The 24023-nt window shown below is 73.3% G+C and carries 2 protein-coding genes; both read left to right on the top strand.

Annotated elements, in window-relative coordinates; translation table 11 throughout:
• Positions 1 to 2: 2 nt before the first annotated feature.
• Positions 3 to 20036 carry a non-ribosomal peptide synthase/polyketide synthase gene (locus tag ACIOD2_RS04600; protein WP_400535404.1) on the top strand — a complete coding sequence of 6678 codons (20034 nt, stop codon included), beginning with the start codon at positions 3 to 5 and terminating at the stop codon, positions 20034 to 20036.
• Positions 20033 to 24022 (top strand): amino acid adenylation domain-containing protein, encoded by a 3990-nt coding sequence (locus tag ACIOD2_RS04595; RefSeq protein ID WP_400534380.1) that lies wholly within the window; start codon positions 20033 to 20035, stop codon positions 24020 to 24022. The genes ACIOD2_RS04600 and ACIOD2_RS04595 overlap by 4 nt, the downstream gene beginning before the upstream one ends.
• The last annotated feature ends 1 nt before the right edge of the window (position 24023 follow it).

Here is a 24023-nt window from a genome sequence, read left to right as displayed (position 1 = left end):
AACTGGAGCTGATCACCGTGAACGACGACGCCCGGCAGCTGCTGGCGGCCTGGAACGACACCACCACCGACGTCCCGGAGGCGGGCCGCACGCTCACCCGGCTGCTCACCGAGCAGGCGGCCCGCACCCCGGACGCGACGGCGCTGGTCTTCGAGGGCGAAACCCTCACCTACCGCGCCCTGCACGAGCGGGCCAACCGGCTCGCCCACCTCCTGATCGACCGCGGTGTCGGCCCGGGCGTGCTCGCCGGCGTCTGCGTCGACCGCTCCCTCGACCTGGTCATCGCCCTGCTGGCCGTGCTCAAGGCCGGCGGCGCCTACGTCCCGCTCGACCCCGACTACCCGGCCGACCGGCTGGCCTTCATGGTCGACGACAGCGCCGCGCCCGTCGTGCTCACCCAGAGCTTCCTCGACGACGCCGACCTGAGCGGACACCCCGCCACCGAGCCGGAAACCACGACGTCCACAACGGACCTCGCCTACGCCATCTACACCTCCGGCTCGACCGGCCGCCCCAAGGGCGTGCTCGTGCCGCACGAGGGGATCGTCAACCGGCTCGCGTGGATGCAGGCCGAATACGGCCTCACCGCCGCCGACCGCGTCCTGCAGAAGACACCGTCGAGCTTCGACGTCTCGGTCTGGGAGTTCTTCTGGCCGCTGCTGACCGGCGCCACGCTCGTCGTCGCGCGCCCCGGCGGCCACCGCGACCCCGCCTACCTGGCCCAGCTGATCCGCGCCGAGCGGATCACCACGCTGCACTTCGTGCCGTCGATGCTGCAGGCGTTCCTGCTCGACCCGGCCGCCGCGACCTGCACCGGCCTGCGCCGCGTGCTGTGCAGCGGCGAAGCCCTGCCCGCCGAGCTGCAGTCCCGGTTCTTCGGCACCCTCCCCGGCGTCGAGCTGCACAACCTGTACGGCCCCACCGAAGCCTCCGTCGACGTCACGTCCTGGGCCTGCCGTGCCGACGGCGGCCCGGTCCCGATCGGCCGTCCTGTCTGGAACACGCAGACCTACGTCCTGGACGTCCAGCTGCGGCCGGTCGCGCCCGGCGTCGCCGGGGAGCTGTACCTCGCCGGGATCCAGCTGGCCCGCGGGTACCACCTCCGCCCCGGCCTGACCGCCGAACGTTTCGTCGCGAGCCCGTTCGCGCCGGGGGAGCGGATGTACCGCACCGGCGACCTCGCCCGCTGGACCGACGACGGCGCCCTGCTCTACCTCGGCCGCACCGACCACCAGGTCAAGATCCGCGGCCTGCGCGTCGAACTCGGCGAGATCGAGACCGTCCTCGACCGCCAGCCCGGTGTCGGCGGCTCGTGCGTCCTGGCCCGCGAAGACCGCGAAGGCGACCAGCGTCTCGTCGGGTACGTCGTCCCCGACGGCGCCGCCCCGGACGTCGAGGCCCTGCGGACCGCCCTGGCCGCGGACCTGCCGGAGTACATGGTGCCCGCCGCGTTCGTCGTGCTCACCGAACTGCCGCTGACCCCGAGCGGCAAGCTCGACCGCAAGGCCCTGCCCGCACCCGAGTGGACGGCAGCCGGCCGCGCCCCGCGCACCCCGCGGGAAGCCGCGCTGTGCACGCTGTTCTCCGAGATCCTCGGGGTCGACGGTGTTGGCATCGACGACGGCTTCCTCGCCCTCGGCGGCCACTCACTGCTCGCCGCGAAGCTCGTCTCCGGGATCCGCGCGACGCTCGGCGTCGAGGCCGCGATCGGGGACGTCTTCCGCGCGCCGACCCCCGCCGGCCTGGCCGAACTCCTCGAAAACGCCGCGCCGGCCCGCCTGCCGCTTACCCCGCGAACCCGCCCCGAGCCGATGCCGCTGTCCTCGGCCCAGCGCCGGCTGTGGTTCCTCGACCAGGCCGACACCTGGAACGCCAGCTACCACGTCCCGCAGGCCGTCCGGCTCGACGGCCCGGTCGACACCGGTGTGCTGCGCCTCGCTGTCGACGACGTCGTCGCCCGCCACGAAGCCCTTCGCACGGTGTTCGTCAGCCACGGCGACGAGCCGGTGCAGCAGATCCGGCCCACGGGCGACGTCCGGTGGACCTTCGCGGAGTCCACTGAGGACACGCTCGGCGCCGATCTGGCCGCCGCCACCGAGGAGAGCTTCGACCTCGGCCGGGAACTCCCGATCCGCGCCGCGCTGTTCACCCTCGCCACCGGCGGGTCGGTCCTGCTGCTGGTCGTGCACCACATCGCTTGCGACGGCTGGTCGATGGCGCCGCTGCTGCGCCAGGTCGGCGAGGCCTACACCGCCCGCGCCCGTCACGAAACCCCGGCGTGGGCGCCGCTGCCCGTCCAGTACGCGGACTACACGCTGTGGCAACAAGAACTGCCCGTCAACCGCGACCTCGTGTACTGGCGCGACGCCCTGACCGGGCTGCCCGAAGAACTGCCGCTGCCGACCGACCGGCCCCGCCCGCCGGTGGCGAGCCACCGTGGTGGCGTCGTCCCGATGGACGTCCCGGCCGACGTGCGCGCGAAGCTCACCGAGCTGGCCGCCGAGTCCGGCGCGACGCTGTTCATGGTCCTGCAGGCCGCCTTCGCCGCCCTGCTGACCCGCCTCGGCGCCGGCGACGACGTCCCGGTCGGCTCCCCGGTCGCCGGCCGTGGTGACGCCGCCCTCGACGACCTCGTCGGGTTCTTCGTCAACACCGTCGTGCTGCGCACGGAGACGGGCGGCGACCCGACGTTCCGCGAGCTGCTCGGCCGCGCCCGCGAGACGTGCCTGGCCGCGTTCGAGCACTCCGAGGTGCCGTTCGACCGGGTCGTCGAGGAGCTGAACCCGGCTCGCTCGCTCGGCCGGCACCCGCTGTTCCAGGTCCTGCTGGTGCTGCAGAACAACCTCGCCGCCGAACTGGACCTGCCCGGCGTGCGTGCGACCGGCGAGCGCGTCGACATCGGCTACGCGAAGTTCGACCTGGCCGCGATCTTCGAGGAACGCGACGGCGAGCTGACCGGCCTGCTGGAGTACGCGAGCGACCTGTTCGACCGCGACACCGCCGCCACCCTGGCCGCCCGGCTGCTGCGCGTCCTGGCCGCCGTCGCCGAGACACCCGACGTCCGAATCGGCGACCTCGACCTGCTCGACACCACCGAGACCGCCCAGGCCGTCGCGGGTGGCATGACCCGGCCCGCCGCCGCGAGCGTCACGCTGCACGAGGTCGTCGAGGGCCACGCCCGCCGGACGCCCGAGAGCACCGCGCTGCTCTTCGAGGACCAGGCGATCACCTACGCCGAGCTGGACGCCCGCGCCAACGGCGTCGCCGCGCTCCTTCGTCATGTCCCGGCCGGCCGGATCGTCGCGATCTGCCTCGACCGCGGACCGGACCTGGTCGCCGCGATCCTCGGCGTGCTCAAGGCCGGCTGCGGCTACACCCTGCTCGACCCGTCCTTCCCGGCCGAGCGCCGTGCGCTGCTGGCCGAGCAGGTCGACGCGCCTCTGGTGCTCGACGACCTGTCCACTGTGGACGCCCAGGCCGCCGCCCCGGGCCTCACCGTGCCGGTCACCGGGCCTGCCTGCGTCATGTTCACCTCGGGCTCCACCGGCACCCCGAAGGGCGTCATCGCCTCCCACGAAGCCGTCGCCACGACAATCCTCGGGCAGGGATACGGCGGTGCCGTCTGGCTGCAGACCGCACCCGTCTCCTGGGACGCCTTCGCGTTCGAGCTGTTCGGCGCCCTGCTCAGCGGCGCCGCCTGCGTGCTGCAGCCGGGCCCGAAGCCCGAGCCCGCGCTCATCGCCGAGCTCGTCGAGCGCCACGGCGTCACCACGATGTTCGCCTCGGCCAGCCTGCTCAACTTCCTGCTCGACGAGTACCCGGGCGTGTTCACGCAGGTCAGCGACGTCTACACCGGCGGCGAGGTCGCCTCGGTCGCGCACATCACCAAGGCACTGACGACTTACCCGGACCTCACGGTCGTCAACGCCTACGGCCCGGTCGAGAACATGATCTTCGTCAGCTGCCACCGCATCACGGCGGCCGACCTCACCGGCGCGCCCATCCCGATCGGCGTGCCGCTGCACGGCAAGCGTGCCTACGTCCTGGACGAGCGGCTCCGGCCGGTCGCACCCGGCGTCGTCGGCGAGCTGTACGCCGCGGGTGCCGGCATCGCCGACGGCTACGTCGGCCGCCCGGACCTCACCGCCGCCCGGTTCGTCGCGAACCCGTTCGCGCCGGGGGAGCGGATGTACCGCACCGGCGACCTCGTCCGACGCCGCGCCGACGGCGTCCTGGAGTACGCCGGCCGCGCCGACGACCAGGTCAAGATCCGCGGTTTCCGCGTCGAGCCGGGGGAGATCCGGACGGCGCTGGGCACCCACCCGGCCGTCACCGAATCCGCCGTCGTCGTCCGCGAGGACCGGCCGGGACAGAAGCTGCTGGTCGCCTACGTCGTCGGTGCGCCGGCCGACTTCCGCAGCTACCTGGCCGAGCGGCTGCCCGAGCACCTCGTGCCGTCGGCGTTTGTCCTGCTGCCCGCTCTTCCCCTGACGCCCAACGGGAAACTCGACCACCGCGCCCTGCCCGCCCCGGAGCGGGTCAGCACGAACCGCGCGCCGCGGACTCCGCGGGAAGAGGTCCTCTGCGGACTCTTCGCCGACGTCCTCGGCGTCGAGACGGTCGGGGTCGACGACGGCTTCTTCGCCCTCGGCGGGCACTCGCTGCTGGCCGCGCGGCTCGTCGCCCGGATCGGCTCGGTGCTGGGTGCCCGGATCGGTGTCGCGGACGTCTTCCGCGCGCCGACCGTGGCCGCGCTGGCCACGGTGCTCGACACCGCCAGTGCGGCCCGCCCGGCCGTCACCGCTCGCCCGCGTCCGGAGGTGCTGCCGCTGTCCGCGGCGCAGCGGAGCCTGTGGTTCGTCGAGCAGCTCGACGCCGCCGGTGCCGCGTACAACGTGCCACGGGCCCTGCGCCTGACCGGCCCGCTCGACGTCGCCGCGCTGCGGGCCGCGTTCGCCGACGTCCTGGAACGCCACGAGTCACTGCGGACGGTGTTCCCGAGCACCGACGGCGTCCCCCGCCAGGAGATCCGCCAGGTCACCGAGCTGCCCTGGGCCGCGGACGTCACGGACGTCGACGAGTTCGCCTCGCGCGCGTTCGACCTGGCCACCGACCTCCCGGTGCGGGCCGCGCTGCTGCGGCGGGCCGACGACGACCACGTGCTGGTGATCGTCACCCACCACATCGCCAGCGACGGCTGGTCCCTCGCCCCGCTGCTGCGCGACCTGTCCACCGCCTACGCGGCCCGCGTCGAAAACCAGGCGCCGGCTTGGGCGCCGCTGCCGGTGCAGTACGCGGACTTCGCGCTGTGGCAGCAGGACCTGGACGACTCCGCGGACTACTGGGCCGGTGCCCTCGCCGGCCTGCCCGACGAGATCACCCTGCCCTTCGACCACCCGCGCCCGCCGGTCGCGAGCCATCGCGGCGCCACCGTCGCGATCAGCCTCGACGCGGACCTGCACACCCGGCTGCTCGACCTCGCCCGCGGCGAGCACGCGACGCTGTTCATGGTGCTGCAGGCCGGGTTCGCGGCCCTGCTGTCCCGGCTCGGCGCGGGCGAGGATGTCGCGGTCGGCACCCCGTCGGCGGGCCGGCCGGACGCCGCGCTCGACGACCTCGTCGGCTTCTTCGTCAACACCCTCGTGCTGCGCACGGACCTCTCCGGCGACCCCGGCTTCACCGAGCTGGTCGGCCGGGTCCGCGAGGCCGCGCTCGCCGCGTTCGACCACGCCGACGTCCCGTTCGAGCGGGTCGTCGAACGCCTCAACCCGGCTCGCTCCACCGCCCGGCACCCGCTGTTCCAGGTGATGCTGGCGCTGCAGAACAACGTCGCGGCCAACCTCGCCCTGCCCGGCACGACCGCGGTGGACGTGCCGGTGGCCACCGCGACGGCGAAGTTCGACCTGACCCTCAACCTGGAGGAGAACACCGCCGCCGACGGCACCCCGGCCGGGATCGGTGGGTACCTCGAGTACGCGACCGACCTGGTCGACCCGGGCACGGCGGCCGACCTCGCGGACCGGTTCGTCCGGCTGCTCACGGCCGCCGTCGACGCTCCCGCGGCACCGCTGTCCACAGTGGACCTGCTCTCCGCCGCGGAAGCCACGGCGATCAACACGGCGAACGACGACACGGCTGTGTCGCTGCCCGACACCTCGGTGATCGAGCTGTTCGAAGCCCAGGCCGCCCGCATGCCGGACGCTCCCGCGCTGGAGTTCGGTGCCGCGAAGCTGACCTACGGCGAGCTGAACGACCGGGCCAACGGGCTCGCGCAGTACCTCGCCGAGCGCGGTGCCGGACCCGAGCGGTACGTCGCCCTGGCCCTGCCGCGCGACGAAAAGCTGATCGTCGCGATGCTCGCCGTCCTCAAGACCGGCGCCGGCTACCTCGCGCTTGACCTGGACTACCCGGCCGACCGGCTCGCCGCGATGCTCGAGGACGCCGACCCGGCGCTGGTGCTCGTGACTGAAGCAGGCGCGGTGCCGGGCGACCCGGCCCGGCACGTCCTGCTGGCCGAAGCGGAGATTGGGACGGCGTGCAACCCCGTCCACACCACGTCCCCGGACAGCCCGGCGTACGTGATCTTCACGTCCGGCTCGACCGGCCGCCCCAAGGGTGTTGTCGTCCCGCGCCGTCCGCTGCTGAACTTCCTGCTGGACATGGTCGATCGCTTCGGCATCACCGAAGGCGACCGCCTGCTGGCCGTCACGACCGTCGGGTTCGACATCGCCGGGCTGGAGATCTTCGCGCCGCTGCTGGCCGGGGCGACCGTCGTGCTCGCCGGCCGGGACACCGTCCGCGACAGCCGCGCCCTGGCGGCGCTCGCCGAGGACGGCGTCACGCTCATGCAGGCCACGCCTAGCCTCTGGCACGCGCTGCTGGCCGAGCCCGCCGACCTCACCGCCGTGCACGTCCTGGTCGGCGGCGAGGCCCTGCCCGACGACCTCGCCGTCGCGCTGCGGGCGCGGGCGGCGTCGGTCACCAACATGTACGGCCCCACCGAGACGACCATCTGGTCCACCACCGCCCGCGTCGGCGAGGGCTCGCCGACCATCGGCACCCCGATCGCCAACACCCAAGTCTACGTGCTGGACCGCGCGCTGCGGCCGGTGCCGCCGGGTGTCCCGGGTGAGCTGTACATCGCCGGCGACGGTGTGGTGCGCGGGTACCTCGGCCGCCCGGACCTGACCGCCGACCGGTTCGTCGCGAACCCGTTCGCGACCGGCGAGCGGATGTACCGCACCGGCGACCTGGTCGCCCGCCGCCGCGACGGCGACATCCGGTTCCTCGGCCGCGTCGATCACCAGGTCAAGATCCGCGGCTTCCGCATCGAGCTGGGCGAGATCGAGGCCGTGCTGGCCACCCACCCCGAGGTCGCGCTGCGTGCCGTCGTCGTCCGCGAGGACCGGCCCGGTGACAAGCGCCTGGTCGCCTACGTCGTGGGCACCGCGGACGTCGAGACGCTGCGACGGCACGTCGCGGCCGCGCTGCCCGCGTACATGGTGCCGTCGGCGTTCGTGCTGCTCGACGAGCTGCCGCGGACCCCGAACGGCAAGCTCGACCGCAAGGCCCTGCCCGCGCCGGCCGTGGAGACCACCACCGGCCGGGTCCCGCGGACCGCCCGCGAGCACGCGCTGTGCGAGCTGTTCGCCGAGGTCCTCGGTGTGCCCGAGGTCGGGATCGACGACGGGTTCTTCGACCTGGGCGGGCATTCTCTGCTCGCCACCCGGCTCGCCGGGCGGATCCGGTCCGCGCTCGGCCTCGACGTCACCGTGCGGGCCCTGTTCGCGAACCCGACCGTGGCGGGGCTGAGTGAAAGCCTGGGTGACGCGGTGGCCGCGCGCCCGGCTGTGGTCGCCCGGCCCCGGCCGGAGCGGCTGCCGCTGGCCCCGGGCCAGGAGCGGCTGTGGTTCCTCGCCCGCCTCGACGCCGACGACACGGCCTACCACATGCCGATCGCCCTGCGCCTGCGCGGCGACGTCGACGCCTCCGCGCTCGCCGCCGCACTGTCCGATGTGGCCGGTCGGCACGAAGCCCTGCGTACGTACTACGACGAGGACGAATCCGGCCCGCACCAGGTGATCCTCGACTCCTTCGAGGTCCCGTTCGAGGTCGGCACCGGCTCGGTCGCCGACGCCGCGCGCACGCCGTTCGACCTGGCCGCCGCGCCGCCGGTGCGGTCGTGGCTGTTCAGCGAGGGCGACGAGCACGTCCTGCTGGTGCTGACCCACCACATCGCCGGGGACGGCTGGTCGATCCCGGTCCTGCTGGGCGACCTGGCCGACGCCTACGCGGCCCGGCTCGACGGCCGCGTCCCGGAGTGGGAGCCGCTGCCGGTCCAGTACGCGGACTACACGCTGTGGCAACGAGAACTCGACAGCGACGTCGCGTACTGGGCGGACGCCCTGGCCGGTCTGCCCGAGGAACTGGCCCTGCCGTACGACCGCGTGCGGCCCGCCACCGCGGACCACACCGGCGCCTCGGCGGCGATCGAGATCCCGGCCGAGCTGCACACGCGGCTCCTGGAGCTGGCGGCCGGGCACCGCGCGACGCTGTTCATGGTCCTGCAGGCCGCCCTCGCCGCACTGCTGGCGCGCTTCGGCGCCGGCGACGACGTCCCGATCGGCACCCCCGTCGCCGGCCGGCCCGACCCGGCGCTCGACGACCTCGTCGGGTTCTTCGTGAACACCGTCGTCCTGCGGACCGACGTCAGCGGCGCCCCGGCGTTCACCGAGCTGCTGGACCGCGTCCGGGAAGCCGACCTGAGCGCGTTCGAGCACGACGACGTCCCGTTCGAGCGGCTGGTCGAGGAGCTGAACCCGGCCCGGTCGGCGTCGCGGCACCCGCTGTTCCAGGTGATGCTGGTGCTGCAGCAGGACAACCCGCCGATCGCTTTGTCCGGAGTGGACACCGAGCCGTACGAGGTGGAACGGGTGGTCGCCAAGTTCGACCTCACCGTCGCCCTGGAGGACCACGGCAACGGGCTCACCGGTGCTTTCGAGTACGCCACCGCCCTGTTCGACACCACGACCGCCGAGCGCCTGGCCACGGCGTTCGTCTCGCTGCTGGAGCAGATCGCCGACGCACCCACCACTTCAGTCGCGGCGTTCGACGTGCTCACCGGCGCCGAGCGCGACCTCGTGCTGACCGCCGGCCACGCCCTCGACCTCGCGCCGACGCCACAGGACTGCCTGCACACCATCGTGGAACGGCAGGAACCCGACGCCGTCGCGATCCTGTTCGACGGCTCCTCGATGACCTACCGCGAGCTGAACGCTCGCGCCAACCAGGTCGCCCACCGGTTGCTGGACGACGGCGTGCAGCGCGGCGAGGTGGTCGGTGTCCTGCTGGACCGCGGTTTCGACTTCGCCGTCACGGTGCTCGGCGTGCTCAAGTCCGGCGCCGCCTACACCCTGCTCGACCCGAGCTACCCGGCCGAGCGCCTGGCCGCCGTCACCGAGCAGGCGCGGGTGAAGCGGGTCCTGAGGACCGCGCCGAGCCACCCGGACATGACGAACCCGGACGTTGAGCTGACCCCGGCCGACCTGGCCTGTGTCATGTTCACCTCCGGCTCGACCGGTGTGCCCAAGGGCGTCGCGACTTCCCACCGCGGGGTCGTCGCCACCATGGGCCAGGGCTACGCGACCTTCGACGCCGACCAGGTGTGGCTCCAGTGCGCCCCGGTGTCGTGGGACGGCTTCGCGCTCCAGTTGTTCGGCGCCCTGCTCTACGGCAGCCGCACGGTCCTGCAGCCCGGCCAGAACCCCGAGCCGGACCGCATCGCCGCGCTCGTCGTCGAGCACGGCGTCACCGTGCTGCACGCCTCGGCGAGCCTGTTCAACTACCTGCTCGACCAGGAACCCCAGGTCTTCGGCGTGCTGCGCCGGGCGATGACCGGCGGCGAGCCGGCGTCGGTGGCCCACGTGACCAAGGCGCTGCGCGAGCACCCGGACGTCGCGCTGATCAACGGTTACGGCCCGGCCGAGAGCATGGGCTACACGACGTTCCACCCGATCACCGCCGCCGACCTCGGCGGCCAGGCCATCCCGATCGGGCGCCCGGTCGCGAGCAAGCGCGCCTACGTCCTCGACGCGCACCTCGCCTTGGCCGCCCCTGGCGTCACGGGTGAGCTGTACCTGTCGGGCCACGGCCTCGCCGACGGCTACCGCGGCCTCCCCGGCGCCACGGCCGAGCGCTTCGTGGCGAATCCGTTCGCCGCGGGCGAGCGGATGTACCGCACCGGCGACCTGGTGCGGTGGAACGCCGACGGCGTCCTCGAGTACGTCGGCCGGGCCGACGACCAGGTGAAGGTCCGCGGCTTCCGCGTCGAGCCCGGCGAGGTGCAGGCCGTGCTGGCCCGACACGACGGGGTCGAGCAGGCCGCGGTCATCGTCCGCGACGGCCGGCTCCTCGGCTACGTCGTCGGCGACGCCGAACCCGCCGCGCTGCGGGCCTACCTGGGCGAGCGGCTGCCGGACTACCTGGTGCCCTCGGCGATCGTGCCGCTGGCCGAACTGCCCCGGACGGCCAACGGCAAGCTCGACCGCCGCGCGCTGCCCGCGCCGGACTTCACGTCGTCGTCGCGGCGCCCGCGGACGATCACCGAGAACGTCCTCTGTGGACTGTTCGCCGAGGTGCTCGGGCTGCCCGAGGTCGGCGTCGACGACGGCTTCTTCGACCTGGGCGGGCACTCGCTGCTGGCCGCCCGGCTGATCGGCCGCGTCCGCGCGGTCCTCGGCGTCGAGCTGGGCATTCGCGACCTGTTCCGGACGCCCGCCGTCGCCGGTCTGGCCGAGGTGCTCGGGGACGCGGCCCCGGCGCGGCCGCCGGTGACCCGCCGCGAACGTCCCGAGCGGCTGCCGCTGTCGTTCGCGCAGCAGCGGCTGTGGTTCGTCGACCAGGCCGAGGAGGCCAACGCCGGTTACGACGTCCCGCGTGCCCTGCGGCTGCGCGGCTCCCTCGACGTGGCTGCCCTGCAAGACGCGCTGGCGGACGTCGTCGAGCGGCACGAGGCGCTGCGGACGGTGTTCCCGTCGCACGAGGGTGAGCCGTGGCAGGAGATCCTGGCCGCGCCTTCGGTGCCGTGGACGGTCACGCGGTCCACTGAGGACGAGCTGCCGGAGGTGCTCTCGGCGGCCGCGTCGCACGTCTTCGACCTGCGGACCGAGCTGCCGCTGCGGGCCCACCTGGTCGAAATCACCGCCGATGACCACGTCCTGCTGCTGGTGCTGCACCACATCGCCAGCGACGGCTGGTCGGCCGCGCCGATGCTGCGTGACCTCTCGACGGCCTACGCCGCGCGCCTCGACGGTGCCGCGCCGGACTGGGCGCCACTGCCGGTCCAGTACGCGGACTACACGCTCTGGCAGCGCGAAGTCCTCGACGAGACCGAGCTGGCCGGGCAGATCGCCTTCTGGCGGTCCTCTCTCTCCGGCGCCCCCGAAGAGATCGCGCTGCCCGCCGACCGCGTCCGCCCGCCCGTCGCGACCCACCGTGGCGGTGCCGTGGACTTCACACTCGGCGCCGACGTCCACGCGGCGCTAGCCGACCTGGCCCGCGGCAGCGGAGCGACGCTGTTCATGGCGCTGCAGGCCGGGTTCGCCGCGCTGCTCTCGCGGCTCGGTGCCGGGGACGACGTCCCGCTCGGCTCGGTCGTCGCCGGTCGCGGGGACACCGCACTCGACGACCTGGCCGGGTTCTTCGTCAACACCCTGGTGCTGCGCACCGACGTCTCCGGGCAGCCGACGTTCCGGCAGCTCCTGGACCGCGTCCGCGACACCGGGCTCGCCGCGCTGGCCCACGCCGACGTCCCGTTCGAGCGGGTCGTCGAAGAGCTGAACCCGGCCCGCTCGGCGGCTCGGCACCCGCTGTTCCAGGTGATGCTGGTGCTGCAGAACAACGTCGCCGGCGAGCTGCGACTGCCCGGCCTGACCGCTTCGGCCGTCACCGTGCAGCGGGACGTCGCGAAGTTCGACCTGACCGCGGGCATCGAGGAGAACCGCACCGCCGACGGCACCCCGGCCGGCCTGACCGGCCAGCTGGAGTACGCGGCCGACCTGTTCGACGCGTCGACGGCGGAGTCGATCGCGGCCCGGTTCGCCCGGTTCCTGACCGCCGCCGTGTCCACGCCGGACGTTCCGGTGACCGCGTTGGACCTGCTCACTGCCGACGAGCGTGCCTCGCTGCTGGCTCAGGGCACGACTGAGGTGACCGCGCCCGCGATGCGGCTGCACGAGCTGGTCGAGCGTCAGGCGGCCTGGGCACCGAACGCGACCGCCCTCGTCTTCGAGGGCTCGCGGTTCTCCTACGGCGACCTCGACACCGAGGCCAACCGGCTCGCCCGGCACCTCATCGCCGAGGGCGTCCGCCGCGGTGACGTGGTCGGTGTCCACATCGGACGCGGCCCGCGGCTGGCCGTCGCGCTGCTCGCCGTGCTCAAGGCCGGCGCCGCCTACACCGTGCTGGACACGGACTTCCCGGCCGAACGCCTGGCCGGGGCGCTGCGCCGGACGTCCGCCGCGCTGGTGCTCACCGAGGGCGGTGCGCTGCCAGGTCGCAAGGTCGACGTCGTGGCCGACGCGGCCGCGATCGCCGTCCGCGACGGGAGTGTTCTCGGGCTGCCCGGCAGCCCGGACGACCTCGCCGTCGTCATGTTCACCTCCGGCTCGACCGGCGTCCCGAAGGCCGTCGCGGCCCCGCACCGGGCCGTGGTGGGCACCCTCACCGGCCAGGACTACGCCGGGTTCGGCCCGGACGACGTCTGGCTGCAGTGCGCACCCGTGTCCTGGGACGCGTTCGGCACCCAGCTGCTCGGCCCGCTGCTCTCGGGCGGCACGGTCGTGCTGCAGCCCGGCCAGCGTCCCGAACCGGCCCTGATCGAGGAGCTGGTGCTCGCCCACGACGTCACGGTCGTGGACGTCTCGGCCAGCCTGTTCAACTTCCTGGTCGACGAGCACCCGGCGGTGTTCGCGACGGTCCGCCGCGCGATGACCGGCGGCGAGGCGGCCTCACCCGCGCACCTGGACAAGGTCCTGCGCGAGTACCCGCACGTCGCGGTGATCAACGGGTACGGCCCGGCCGAGACCATGGGCTTCACGACCTTCCACGCGGTCACGAAGGTCGACGGCCCGGTCCCGATCGGACGACCGCTCACCGGCAAGCACGCCTACGTCCTCGACGCGCTTCTGCAGCCCGTACCGGCGGGCGTCGTCGGTGAGCTGTACCTGTCCGGTGTCGGCACCGCCCACGGTTACCTCGGGCAGCCCGCCGCCACGGCCGAGCGGTTCGTCGCCTCGCCGTTCGGCGCAGGGGAGCGGCTGTACCGCACCGGTGACCTCGCCCGGTGGAACTCGGGCGGTGTGCTGGAGTACGCCGGCCGCGCGGACGACCAGGTCAAGATCCGCGGCTTCCGCGTCGAGCCCGGCGAGGTCCAGGCCGTGCTGGCCCGGTACGAGGGAGTCACGCAGGCCGCGGTGGTGGCCCGCGACGGCCTGCTGGTCGCCTACGTCGTCGGCACCGCCGACCCGGCCGCGGTCGTGGAGTACGCCGCCGCGCAGCTGCCGGACCACCTGGTCCCGTCGGCGATCGTGCCCCTGGAAGCGCTGCCGCGGACGGCCAACGGCAAGCTCGACCGCGCCGCCCTGCCCGCTCCGCAGCGGGTCAGCGCCGGTCACGTCGCCCCGCGGACACCGACCGAGGTCGCGCTGGCCGCGATCTGGGCCGACGTCCTCGGCATCCCCGAGCCTGGTGTGGAGGACAACTTCTTCGCCCTGGGCGGCCACTCCCTGCTGGCGGCGAAGGTGAGCGGCCGGATGCGCACCGAGTTCGGTGTCCGGCTGGGGGTGCGGGCGCTGTTCGAAGCCCCGACGATCGCGTCGCTCGCGCGGCTCGTGCCGGAGGCGTCCACAGTGGACTTCGAGCCGATCCCGGCTCGTGACCGCGACGCTCGTACGCCGCTGTCGCCGGTCCAGCGTGGACTGTGGTTCGCCGAACGGCTCGCTCCCGGGTCGGCGGAGTACCTGGTGCCGCTGGCCCTGCGCATCGGCGGCGACCTGGACATCGAGGCGCTCACGGGCGCGTTGTCGGCGCTGGCGGCACGGCACGAGGTGCTGCGAAGCCGCTTCGTCGAGGTCGACGGCGAGCCCGCCCAGGTCGTGGACGCCGTGCGGCCGATGCCGCTCCCGGTCACCGACGTGACCGACGTCGACGTGTTCGTCCGGTCCCAGGTGGACACTCCGCTCGACCTCGAGAACGGGCCCGTCTTCCGGGCCGCGCTCGGGCTGATCTCGGCCACCGAGCACGTGCTCGTCCTGTGCCTGCACCACATCGTCGCCGACGGGTGGTCCATGGGCGTGCTGGCCGCCGAGCTGCGGGACCACTACGCGGGGATCCGGCCGGCCGCGCTGCCGGTGCAGTTCGGCGACGTCGCCGCGTGGCAGGCCGCCGCGTCCGACGACGCCGGGCTCGCCTTCTGGCAGCAGGCTCTCGACGGGATGCCGCACGTCGCGGAACTGCCCGCCGACCGCCCACGGCCCCTGGTCCGGGACATCGCCGGGGCCAAGACTCCGGTCCACGTGCCCGCTGCAACCGTCAGCAAGCTGGCCGCGCTGGGGGCCGAGCACGGCGCGAGCCTGTTCATGACCGTCCTCGCCGCGTTCGAGGTGCTCATCGGCCGCTACACCGCCATGCGGGACTTCGCGATCGGCACCCCGGTGTCCGGCCGCAGCCACCCGCAGACCGAGGCCCTGGTCGGGCACTTCGTCAACACCGTGCCGCTGCGCGCGGACCTGACCGGCGACCCGGCCTTCACCGAACTCCTGCGCCGGGTCCGGACGAGCACCCTGGCCGCGTTCGACCACGACGACGTCCCGTTCGACCGGATCGTCGAGCTCCTCCGCCCGCAACGCGACCTCACCCGCACCCCGCTGGTGCAGATCGTGTTCGCCCTGCAGAACAACGACGAGGCTGGGTGGGCCCTGCCGGGCCTGGACGTCGAGCGGCTCGCCGTCGACACCCACGTCAGCAAGTTCGACCTCGAACTCGCCCTCGCCCAGGACGCCGACGGCGCCCTGACCGGCATCTTCGAGTACCCGACCGCCCTGTTCGACACCACCACGATCGAGCGCCTCGCCGGGCACTTCACGACGCTCCTGCAGCGGATCGCCGACGCGCCGAAGACCCCGGTCGGCGAGCTGGACCTCCTCAGTACCACTGAACGCGAGCACCTGATCAACGGCGTCAACAACACCGAAGTCGCCTACAACGAGGACGTCTGCCTGCACCAGCTCATCACCGAGCAAGCCCGGAAGACCCCGGACGCGACCGCCGTCGAGTACCTGGACGAGCACATCGACTACACCGAGTTGGAACGCCGGGCCGGAGTCCTCGCCGCCCGGCTCACCGAGCACGGTGTCGGCCCGGACGTCCCGGTCGGACTGCGGATGGACCGCTCGATCGACCTGATCGTCGGCCTGGTCGCGATCCTCAAGGCCGGCGGCGCGTTCGTCCCGATCGAGACCGACGCGCCCGCACCGCGTGTCCTCGGCATCCTCGGCGACGCCCATTCGCCGGTCTGCCTGGTCAACGAAGGCGCAAAAACGCCGCAAGACAGCGAAGTCGTCTTCCTTGAAGTGTCCGGTTTGGACGGAGAAGCACCCGAGCTGCCGGACACCACCCACCCGGACAACCTGGTCTCGATCTACTACACCTCCGGCTCCACCGGGAAGCCCAAGGGCGTCGCCAGCACCCACCGCGGCTGGGTCAACCGGCTGCGGTGGCACCAGGACACCTACCGCCTCCAGCCGGGCGAAGGCGTCCTGCAGAAGACGACCCTGGTGTTCGACGACGCGGCCGTGGAATGCCTGTGGCCGCTCGTCGTCGGCGGCCGCGTCGCGCTGATCCCGCCGGGCCTGCACCGCGACCCGGCCGCGATCCTGGCCGGTGCCGTCAAGCACCAGGTGTCGAACCTGCAGTTCGTGCCGAGCATGCTGACGCTGTTCCTGGAGCAGCTCACCCCGGCCGACCGCGCCGCGCTGTCCCGGCTGCGCAACGTCATCACCAGCGGTGAAGCCCTGCAGCCGGAACTGCTCAAGTTGTTCTTCGACCGGCTAGGCGAGCAGGCGACCCTGCACAACCAGTGGGGCGCCACCGAGGTGTCGATCGACTCGACCATGCGCACGTGCCTCCGGTCCGACCTCGACGGCGCCGGCTCGGTGAGCGTCGGGTCGCCGATCGCGAACAACCAGATCCACGTCCTCGACGAGCACTTCCGGCCGGTCCCGGTCGGCGTCCCCGGTGACCTCTACATCGGCGGCGTCGGCCTGGCGCGCGGCTACCTCGGCAACCCGGCCAAGACGGCGGCCGCGTTCCTGGCCAGCCCGTTCGTGCCCGGCGAGCGCCTCTACCGCACCGGCGACCGCGGCCTGCGCACCCCCGACGGCGCGCTGACCTTCCTCGGCCGCCAGGACTCGCAGGTCAAGATCCGCGGCATCCGCGTCGAGCCCGGCGAGGTCGAGCAGGTGCTGCTGGAGCTGCCCGGGGTGCGTGAAGCGGCCGTGACGGTGTGGCAGCCGTCGCCGGGCGACAAGCGCCTCGCCGGGTACGTCACCGCGCAGGCCGGCGTCACGCTCACCGAGGCCGAGGTCCGCGAGCAGCTGCGCGAGCGGCTGCCCGTCTACCTCGTGCCGACGGCGCTGAGCGTGCTGCCGGAGTTCCCGACCACCACCAGCGGCAAGATCGACCGCAAGGCGCTGCCCGCGCCCGCCGCTGCCGGGGCCGAGTACCGCGCACCGGAAGGTCCGGTCGCGGAACTCGTCGCCGAGGTGCTGCAGAACGTCCTCGGGGTCGAGCGGGTCGGCGCGGACGACAACTTCTTCGACCTGGGCGGGCACTCCCTGCTGGGCGTGCGGGTGGTCGCCGAGCTTCGCAAGCGGCTCTCGGCGGACATCCCGATCCGGCTGATCTTCGACTCGCCCACGGTCGCGGAACTCGCCGACGCCGTCACCCGCGCCACCCGCCGCGAGTTCCAGGCCATCCCGAAGCGGCCCGACGGTCCCGCGCCCCTCGCGGGCGTCCAGGTCGGCATGTGGCTGGCCGACCGGATGGCGCCGTCGAGCGCGGAATACCTGGTCCCGAACGCGGTCCGCCTGCGCGGCACCCTGGACGTCGATGCCCTCGCCGCCGCCCTGACGAAGCTCGTCGAGCGGCACGAGATCCTGCGGACCCGGTTCGTCGAGCTGGACGGCGAGCCCAAGCAGGTCGTCGACCCGGCCGGGCCGGTCCCGCTGCCGGTCACCGACATCGACGCGGTCGAGCCGTTCCTCGAAGCACGGCCCATCGACCTTGCAACCGGACCGGTGTTCTCGGCGGCGCTCGGACGCCTGGCCGAGCACGACCACGTCCTGGTCCTGTCGGCGCACCACATCGTGCTCGACGGCTGGTCCGAAGGCATCCTCGCCGAGGAGCTGCGCGACCTCTACGCGGGCGTCGACCTGGCGCCGCTGCCGGTGCAGTACGCCGACGTCGCGGCCTGGTCCCAGCCCACCGAGGCGGACGTCGAGTTCTGGCGGACGCAGCTGTCCGGTGTCCCGCAGGTCGTGCAGCTGCCCGCCGACCGGCTCCGGCCGGCGGTGCGGGATCCGCGGGGCGCGCGGTACGAGTTCAGCGTCCCGGCGGAGCTGGCCACCCGGCTCGGCGAGCTGGGCGCCGAGGCTCGGGCCAGCCTGTTCATGACGCTGCTCGCCGGGTTCCAGGTGCTCGTCTCCCGGCACACCGGGCTCCGTGAGTTCGCGATCGGCAGCCCGGTCGCCGGGCGCGACCACCCGGACACCGAACGGCTGATCGGCCAGTTCGTCAACACGCTCGCCCTGCGCGCGGACCTGACGGGCTCGCCCGGCTTCACCGAACTCGTGGAACGCGTCCGCGAGACGGCGCTGAACTCCTTCAGCCACCAGGAAGTCCCGTTCGACCGGGTCGTAGCCGAGCTGCGGCCCGAACGCGACCCGAGCCGCAACCCCTTGGTCCAGCTGATGTTCGCGCTGCAGACGGTGTCCGAAGGCGGCTGGGAACTGGGCGACCTCGACTGCGAGCCGCTGGGCGTCGAGACCGGCGCGGCCAAGTTCGACCTCGCCATGGTGCTGCGCGAGCAGCCCTCCGGCGCGGTCGACGGCGTCCTCGAATACCCCGTCGCGCTCTTCGACGAGGAGACGGTCGCCGCGTTCGCCGAGCGGTACGTCCGGCTGCTGACCGGGTTCGCCGCCGACCCGCACCGCCCGGTGGACCGCGTCACGATGCTCGACGCGGCCGAGGTCGCCCCGCTCGACGACGACGCCCCCGGCGGGACGTTCGCGGAGCTGGTCGAAACCCAGGTCCGACGCGATCCGGACGCCCCGGCTGTTCTGGCTGGACCGGACTCGCTCACCTACGCGGAACTGGACGCGGCGGCCAACCGCGTGGCGCGGGTCCTGCAGAGCCGCGGTGCCGCGCCGGAGACGGTGGTCGCGCTGCTGCTGCCGCGCTCGGCCGACCTGGTCGTGGCGCAGCTCGCGGTCGTCAAGACCGGCGCGGCCTTCCTGCCGGTCGACCCGAGCTATCCGGACGAGCGCATCCGGTACATGCTCGACGACGCCGACCCGGTGCTCACCCTCCGGGAGCTGCCGACGTCCACAATGGACGATGGCCCGCTGGACGTCGAGGTCAAGCCGGAGAACGCGGCGTACGTGATCTACACGTCGGGCTCCACCGGACGGCCGAAGGGTGTTGTCGTCAGCCATGCCGGCCTCGCCACGCTGGTCGCCAACACCGTCGACGCCTACCAGGTCGGCCCGGGCGACCGGGTCCTGCAGTACGTCTCACCCAGCTTCGACGCCTCGGTGCTGGAACTGTGCGCCTCCCTCTTGACGGGCGCCGCGCTGGTCGTCACCCCGCCGGGACCGCTGCTCGGTGACCAGCTGCGAGACGTCCTCGCCCAGGGCCGCGTTACGCACGCGCTGATCCCGCCCGCGGCTCTGGCCACTGTGGAGGATCCGGACCTGCCGGACTTCCGGACGGTCGTGGTCGGCGGCGACGTCTGCCCGCCGGAATTGGTCGCGAAGTGGGCGCCGGGCCGCCGGATGCTCAACATGTACGGCCCGACCGAAGCCACGGTCGTCTCCACGGTCAGCGAACCCCTGGTGCCGGGACAGCAGGTGACCATCGGCCGTGCACTCGAGCACACCCAGGCCTACGTGCTCGACGACCGGCTCCAGCCGGTGCCACCAGGCGTCGCGGGGGAGCTGTACGTCGCCAGCCCGGGCCTGGCGCGCGGTTACCTCGGCCGTCCGGGGCTGACCGCGAGCCGGTTCGTCGCCAACCCGGCCGGTGGGCGGATGTACCGCACCGGCGACCTCGTCCGCCGCACCCGCGCCGGGAACCTCGAGTTCCTCGGCCGGACCGACGACCAGGTCAAGATCCGCGGCTTCCGCATCGAACTCGGTGAGGTCGAGTCCGCGCTGCGGGCCCACCCGGCGCTCACCGCGGCGGTGGTGCTGGCGAAACCCGACCCAGCCGGGCAGAAACGCCTGGTCGCCTACGTGGTCGGTGACGTCACCGCAACCGAGCTGCGCACCGATCTGAGCCGGCGCCTGCCGGACCACCTGGTGCCGTCGGCCTTCGTGGTGCTGGATGCCATGCCGGTCAACGCCAGCGGCAAGCTCGACCGGGCCGCGCTGCCCGAACCGGCCGAAGAGACGGCGGACTACGTCGCCCCGAGCAGTCCCGAGGAGCAGCTGATCGCCGACATCTGGGCCGAGGTGCTCGGCGTGCCCCGCGTCGGGCTCGGCGACGACTTCTTCGCGCTGGGTGGGCATTCCGTGCTCGCCGCCAAGGTCCGCATGCGGCTGCAGGCCGCGTTCGGGGTGGACCTGTCCCTGCCCGTGCTCTTCCAGACCACCACGGTCACCGCGCTCGCCGCGGTGGTCCACACCGAGATCGAGGCCGAGCTCGCCGGCATGTCCGAGCAGGAGCTCCTCGACTCCCTCACCGAGGAGGCCAGCGCATGACCACGTTCGACACCCGCCCCGCCGGCGACGCTGTTGACGCCGACCGGGCGGCGCGGCTGCGGGCCGCGGTGCTCGCCCGGCGGCTGCGCGGACGCGCCACCGCGCCGGTGCGCACCTTCGGCCGCGCCGACCGCGACGTCCCGCTGCCGCTCTCGGCCGGCCAGCAGCGCCTGTGGTTTCTCGACCGGCTCGACCCGGACAGCGCCGAGTACGCCGTGCCGCTGCTGCTCCGCCTGGACGGCGACCTCGACGTCGACGCCCTCCAGCGCGCCCTCGACGCCCTGGTGGCGCGGCACGAGATCCTGCGCACCACCTACGTCGCCGAGGACAACAAGCCGCGCCAGGTGATCGGTGCCCCGGCCCCGGTCGACCTGCCGGTGGTCGACGGCGACCTGGACGCGGTGCTGACGGAGTACGTCGGCCGCCCGTTCGACCTCGCGGCGGGCCCGGTGTTCCGGGCGATGCTGGTCCGCGAGGCGCCGCGGCGGCACGTGCTGGCGCTCAACGTCCACCACATCGCCTGCGACGGCTGGTCCCTCCCGATCCTGCTCGACGACCTGCGCAAGCTCTACACCGGCGCCGAACTGCCGCCGATCGAACTGTCCTATGCGGACTTCGCCGTCTGGGAACAGTCCCGGGTGGACGTCCACGACGCGGATCTCGCCTACTGGAAGGACCGGCTCGCCGGGCTCGAGACCCTCGAGCTGCCCGCCGACCGGCCGCGTCCGGCCACCCGTGACCACCACGGCGCGTCGGTCCGGTTCACCATCCCGGCGCCCGCGGCGGAAGCGGTGCTCGACCAGGGCAAGGCGGTCGGCGCGACGCCGTTCATGACGCTGCTCGCCGCCGCGTACGTCGTGCTGGGCCGCCACACCGGCCGCGAGGACCTCGCCGTCGGCACCCCGGTCGCCGGTCGCTCGCGGGCCGAACTGGAGCACATGGTCGGGTTCTTCGTGAACACCGTCGTCGCCCGCGGTGACCTCTCCGGTGACCCGGACTTCGCGACCCTGGCCGACCGCGTCAAGGTGGCACGGCTGGCCGATCAGTCCCACGAGGACCTGCCGTTCGAACGCCTCGTCCAGGAGCTCGCCCCGGAACGCGACCTCGCGCACACGCCGGTCGTGCAGGTGATGTTCGCCGTCTACGACTCCTCCGACGGCGAAGGCGCGCTGGGAGACCTCGCGGTGTCCTCGGTGGACCAAGAGTCGACGACGGCCAAGTTCGACCTGATGATCTCCTTCGTCCGCCAGGCCGACGGCTCCGTGGCCGGGGTGCTGGAGTACGCGACCGCGTTGTTCGACCAGGTCCGGATGGAGCGGATGGGCGAGCACTTCGTCCGGCTCTTCACCGAGCTGGCCGCCCGCCCCGGCGCCCGGCTGTCCGAAGTGGACGTCCTCGGCGCCGACGAGCGGACGCTGCTCCTGGATACCTGGAACGCCACGGCCGAGCCCTATCTGCGCGGCACCCTGCACGGCCGGATCGCCGAGCAGGCCGCGTCCAACCCGGACTCGATCGCCGTCCGCTGCGGCCCGGCCGAGCTGACCTACGCCGACCTGGAAACCCGCGCGACCCGGATCGCCCAGCGGCTGCGCGCGCACGGCGTCGGCGTCGAAACCCCGGTCGGCGTGCTCTGCGAACGCGGCCCGCTGCTGCTGCCGGTGCTGCTGGCCATCCTCAAGACCGGCGGCCACTACATCCCGCTCGACCCGGCCTACCCGCAGGACCGCAAGGAGTACATGCTCCGCCAGGCCGGCGCCCGGGTGCTCGTCACCACCCGCCGGTACGCGAGCGAGAACCTCGGCGAGGTGGTCGTCTTCGCGGACGAGCCGGTGGCCGACGACCCCGTGCCGTGGGCCGGCCCGGTCGTCGACCCGGAGAACCTCGCCTACGTCATCTACACCTCCGGCTCCACCGGCCGCCCCAAGGGCGTGATGATCAGCCACCGCGGGGTGCTGCACTACCTCGACTGGTGCCGCCAGGCCTACCGCGCCGACGAGGGTGACGGCGCGCCGGTGCACTCCTCGCTCGCCTTCGACCTCACCGTCACCGGCCTGTTCCTGCCGCTGCTGTGCGGCACGACCGTGACGCTGATCCCCGAGGACGAGCACCCGGTCGCCGGGCTCGCGGACGTGCTGTCGAGCGGCCGCCAGTTCAGCTTCGTCAAGCTGACCCCGGCCCACCTCGAACCGCTGCGCCGCTGTCTGGAACCCGCGGCGGCGGCCGCGGCCGCGCACCTGGTCGTCGGCGGCGAGCAACTCACCGCCGAGGCCCTGGAGTTCTGGCGCGAGAACGCACCGGACGTCGTGGTGGCCAACGAATACGGCCACACCGAGACGTCCGTGGCCAACGTGATCAACCTGCTGCCCGCCGCCGAGTGCGTCACCACGCCGATCTCCGTCGGCCGGCCGATCTGGAACACCGAGGTCTACCTCCTCGACGAGCACCTGCGCCCGGTGCCGGTCGGTGTCACCGGCGAGCTGTACGCCGGCGGCGCCGGGGTCGCACGCGGCTTCGCCGGCAACCCGGGCCTGACCGCGGCCAAGTACGTGGCCAGCCCGTTCGGCCCCGGCCGCCTCTACCGCAGCGGCGACCTGGCCCGGTACCTGCCGGACGGGCGGCTGGAGTTCGTCGGCCGCACCGACCACCAGGTCAAGGTCCGCGGCTACCGCATCGAGCTGGGGGAGATCGAGGCCGCGCTGGTCGGCGGCCCCGGCGTCACCGAGGCGGTCGCGGTGGTCCGCGACGGCGCCCTCGCCGGGTACGTCGCGCCGTCCACAGTGGACGCCGAGGAACTGCGCGCCCACCTCGCCGAGCGGCTGCCGGAGTACATGGTCCCGTCCACCCTGACCACTTTGGACACCCTGCCGCTGACGTCCAACGGCAAGATCGACCGCGTCGCCCTGCCCGCCCCCAACGCCACGCCGGTCGCGACGTCCGGCGTGCTCCCGCGCGACGAGCTGGAGATGGCGCTCGCGAAATTGTGGGAAGACCTGCTCGGCCGCCGGGTCGGCGTCACCGACGGCTTCTTCGACGTCGGCGGTCACTCGCTGCTGGCCGTGGTGCTCGTCGACCGGATCAAGGCCGAGCTGGGTGCCACCGTCGGGCTGGCCGAGGTGTTCCGCGCGCCGACCGTCCGGGCCCTGGCCGACCACATCCGCGGCGGGGAAACCGGCGGGGGACTGGTCGTGCCGCTCTCTCCGGGACGCGCCGGCGTCGCGCCGCTGTTCCTGCTGCCGCCGACCGCGGGGAGCCCGTTCCCCTACCTGCAGCTGGTCGCCGAGCTGGATCCGGCGCTGCCGGTGCTCGGCCTGCAGGCCCCCGGCTTCGCGCCCGGCGAGGACCCGGTGCACACCATCGAGGAGCTGGCCGCCCGGTTCGTCGCCGACCTCCTGCCCGTCGCCGGGGACCGCCCGATCCGGCTCGCCGGCTGGTCGCAGGGCGGTTCGGTCGCCTTCGAGATGGCCGCGCAGCTGGAAGCCGCGGGCCGCGCGGTCGAGCACCTGTGTGTCATCGACGCGACCGTCCTGGGCGTCGACGACTACGGCAACCCGCTGCCCGACATCGACACCAGCGACCCGCTGGCCTGGTTCGGCGAGGCCATCCTCAAGCTCGAACCGGGAGCGGCAAGCACAGACACGCTGGACGAGATGCTCGCCGAGGCCCGCGACCGCGGGATGGTCTCGGAGGTCGCGGGCAACGCCGTCGTCGAGCAGATGGCCCGGGTCTACCTGGCCGGCAAGGACGCGGTCGAGGCCTACCGCTGCCGCGCGGTCGTCGACACCGGCATCCACCTGATCACCTCCACCGGCACCCACCCGGTGAAGGGCCGCCCGGAGGTGCGCCCGGAGAGCTGGCGCGCCCGCACGCGCGGCGAGCTCACGGTGACGCCGGTGCCGGGTCACCACTGGGACATGGTCGAACCGCCGCACGTGGCGGAGCTGGCGCGGGCCGTGCTGGCCGGGCTGGCCGTGACCGCCGACGAGTGAA

The sequence above is a fragment of the Amycolatopsis sp. NPDC088138 genome (assembly GCF_044741685.1).
Taxonomy (GTDB): Bacteria; Actinomycetota; Actinomycetes; order Mycobacteriales; family Pseudonocardiaceae; genus Amycolatopsis.
Note: the sequence above shows the minus strand (reverse complement) of the source record. Positions and strands in the feature narration are given on the sequence as shown.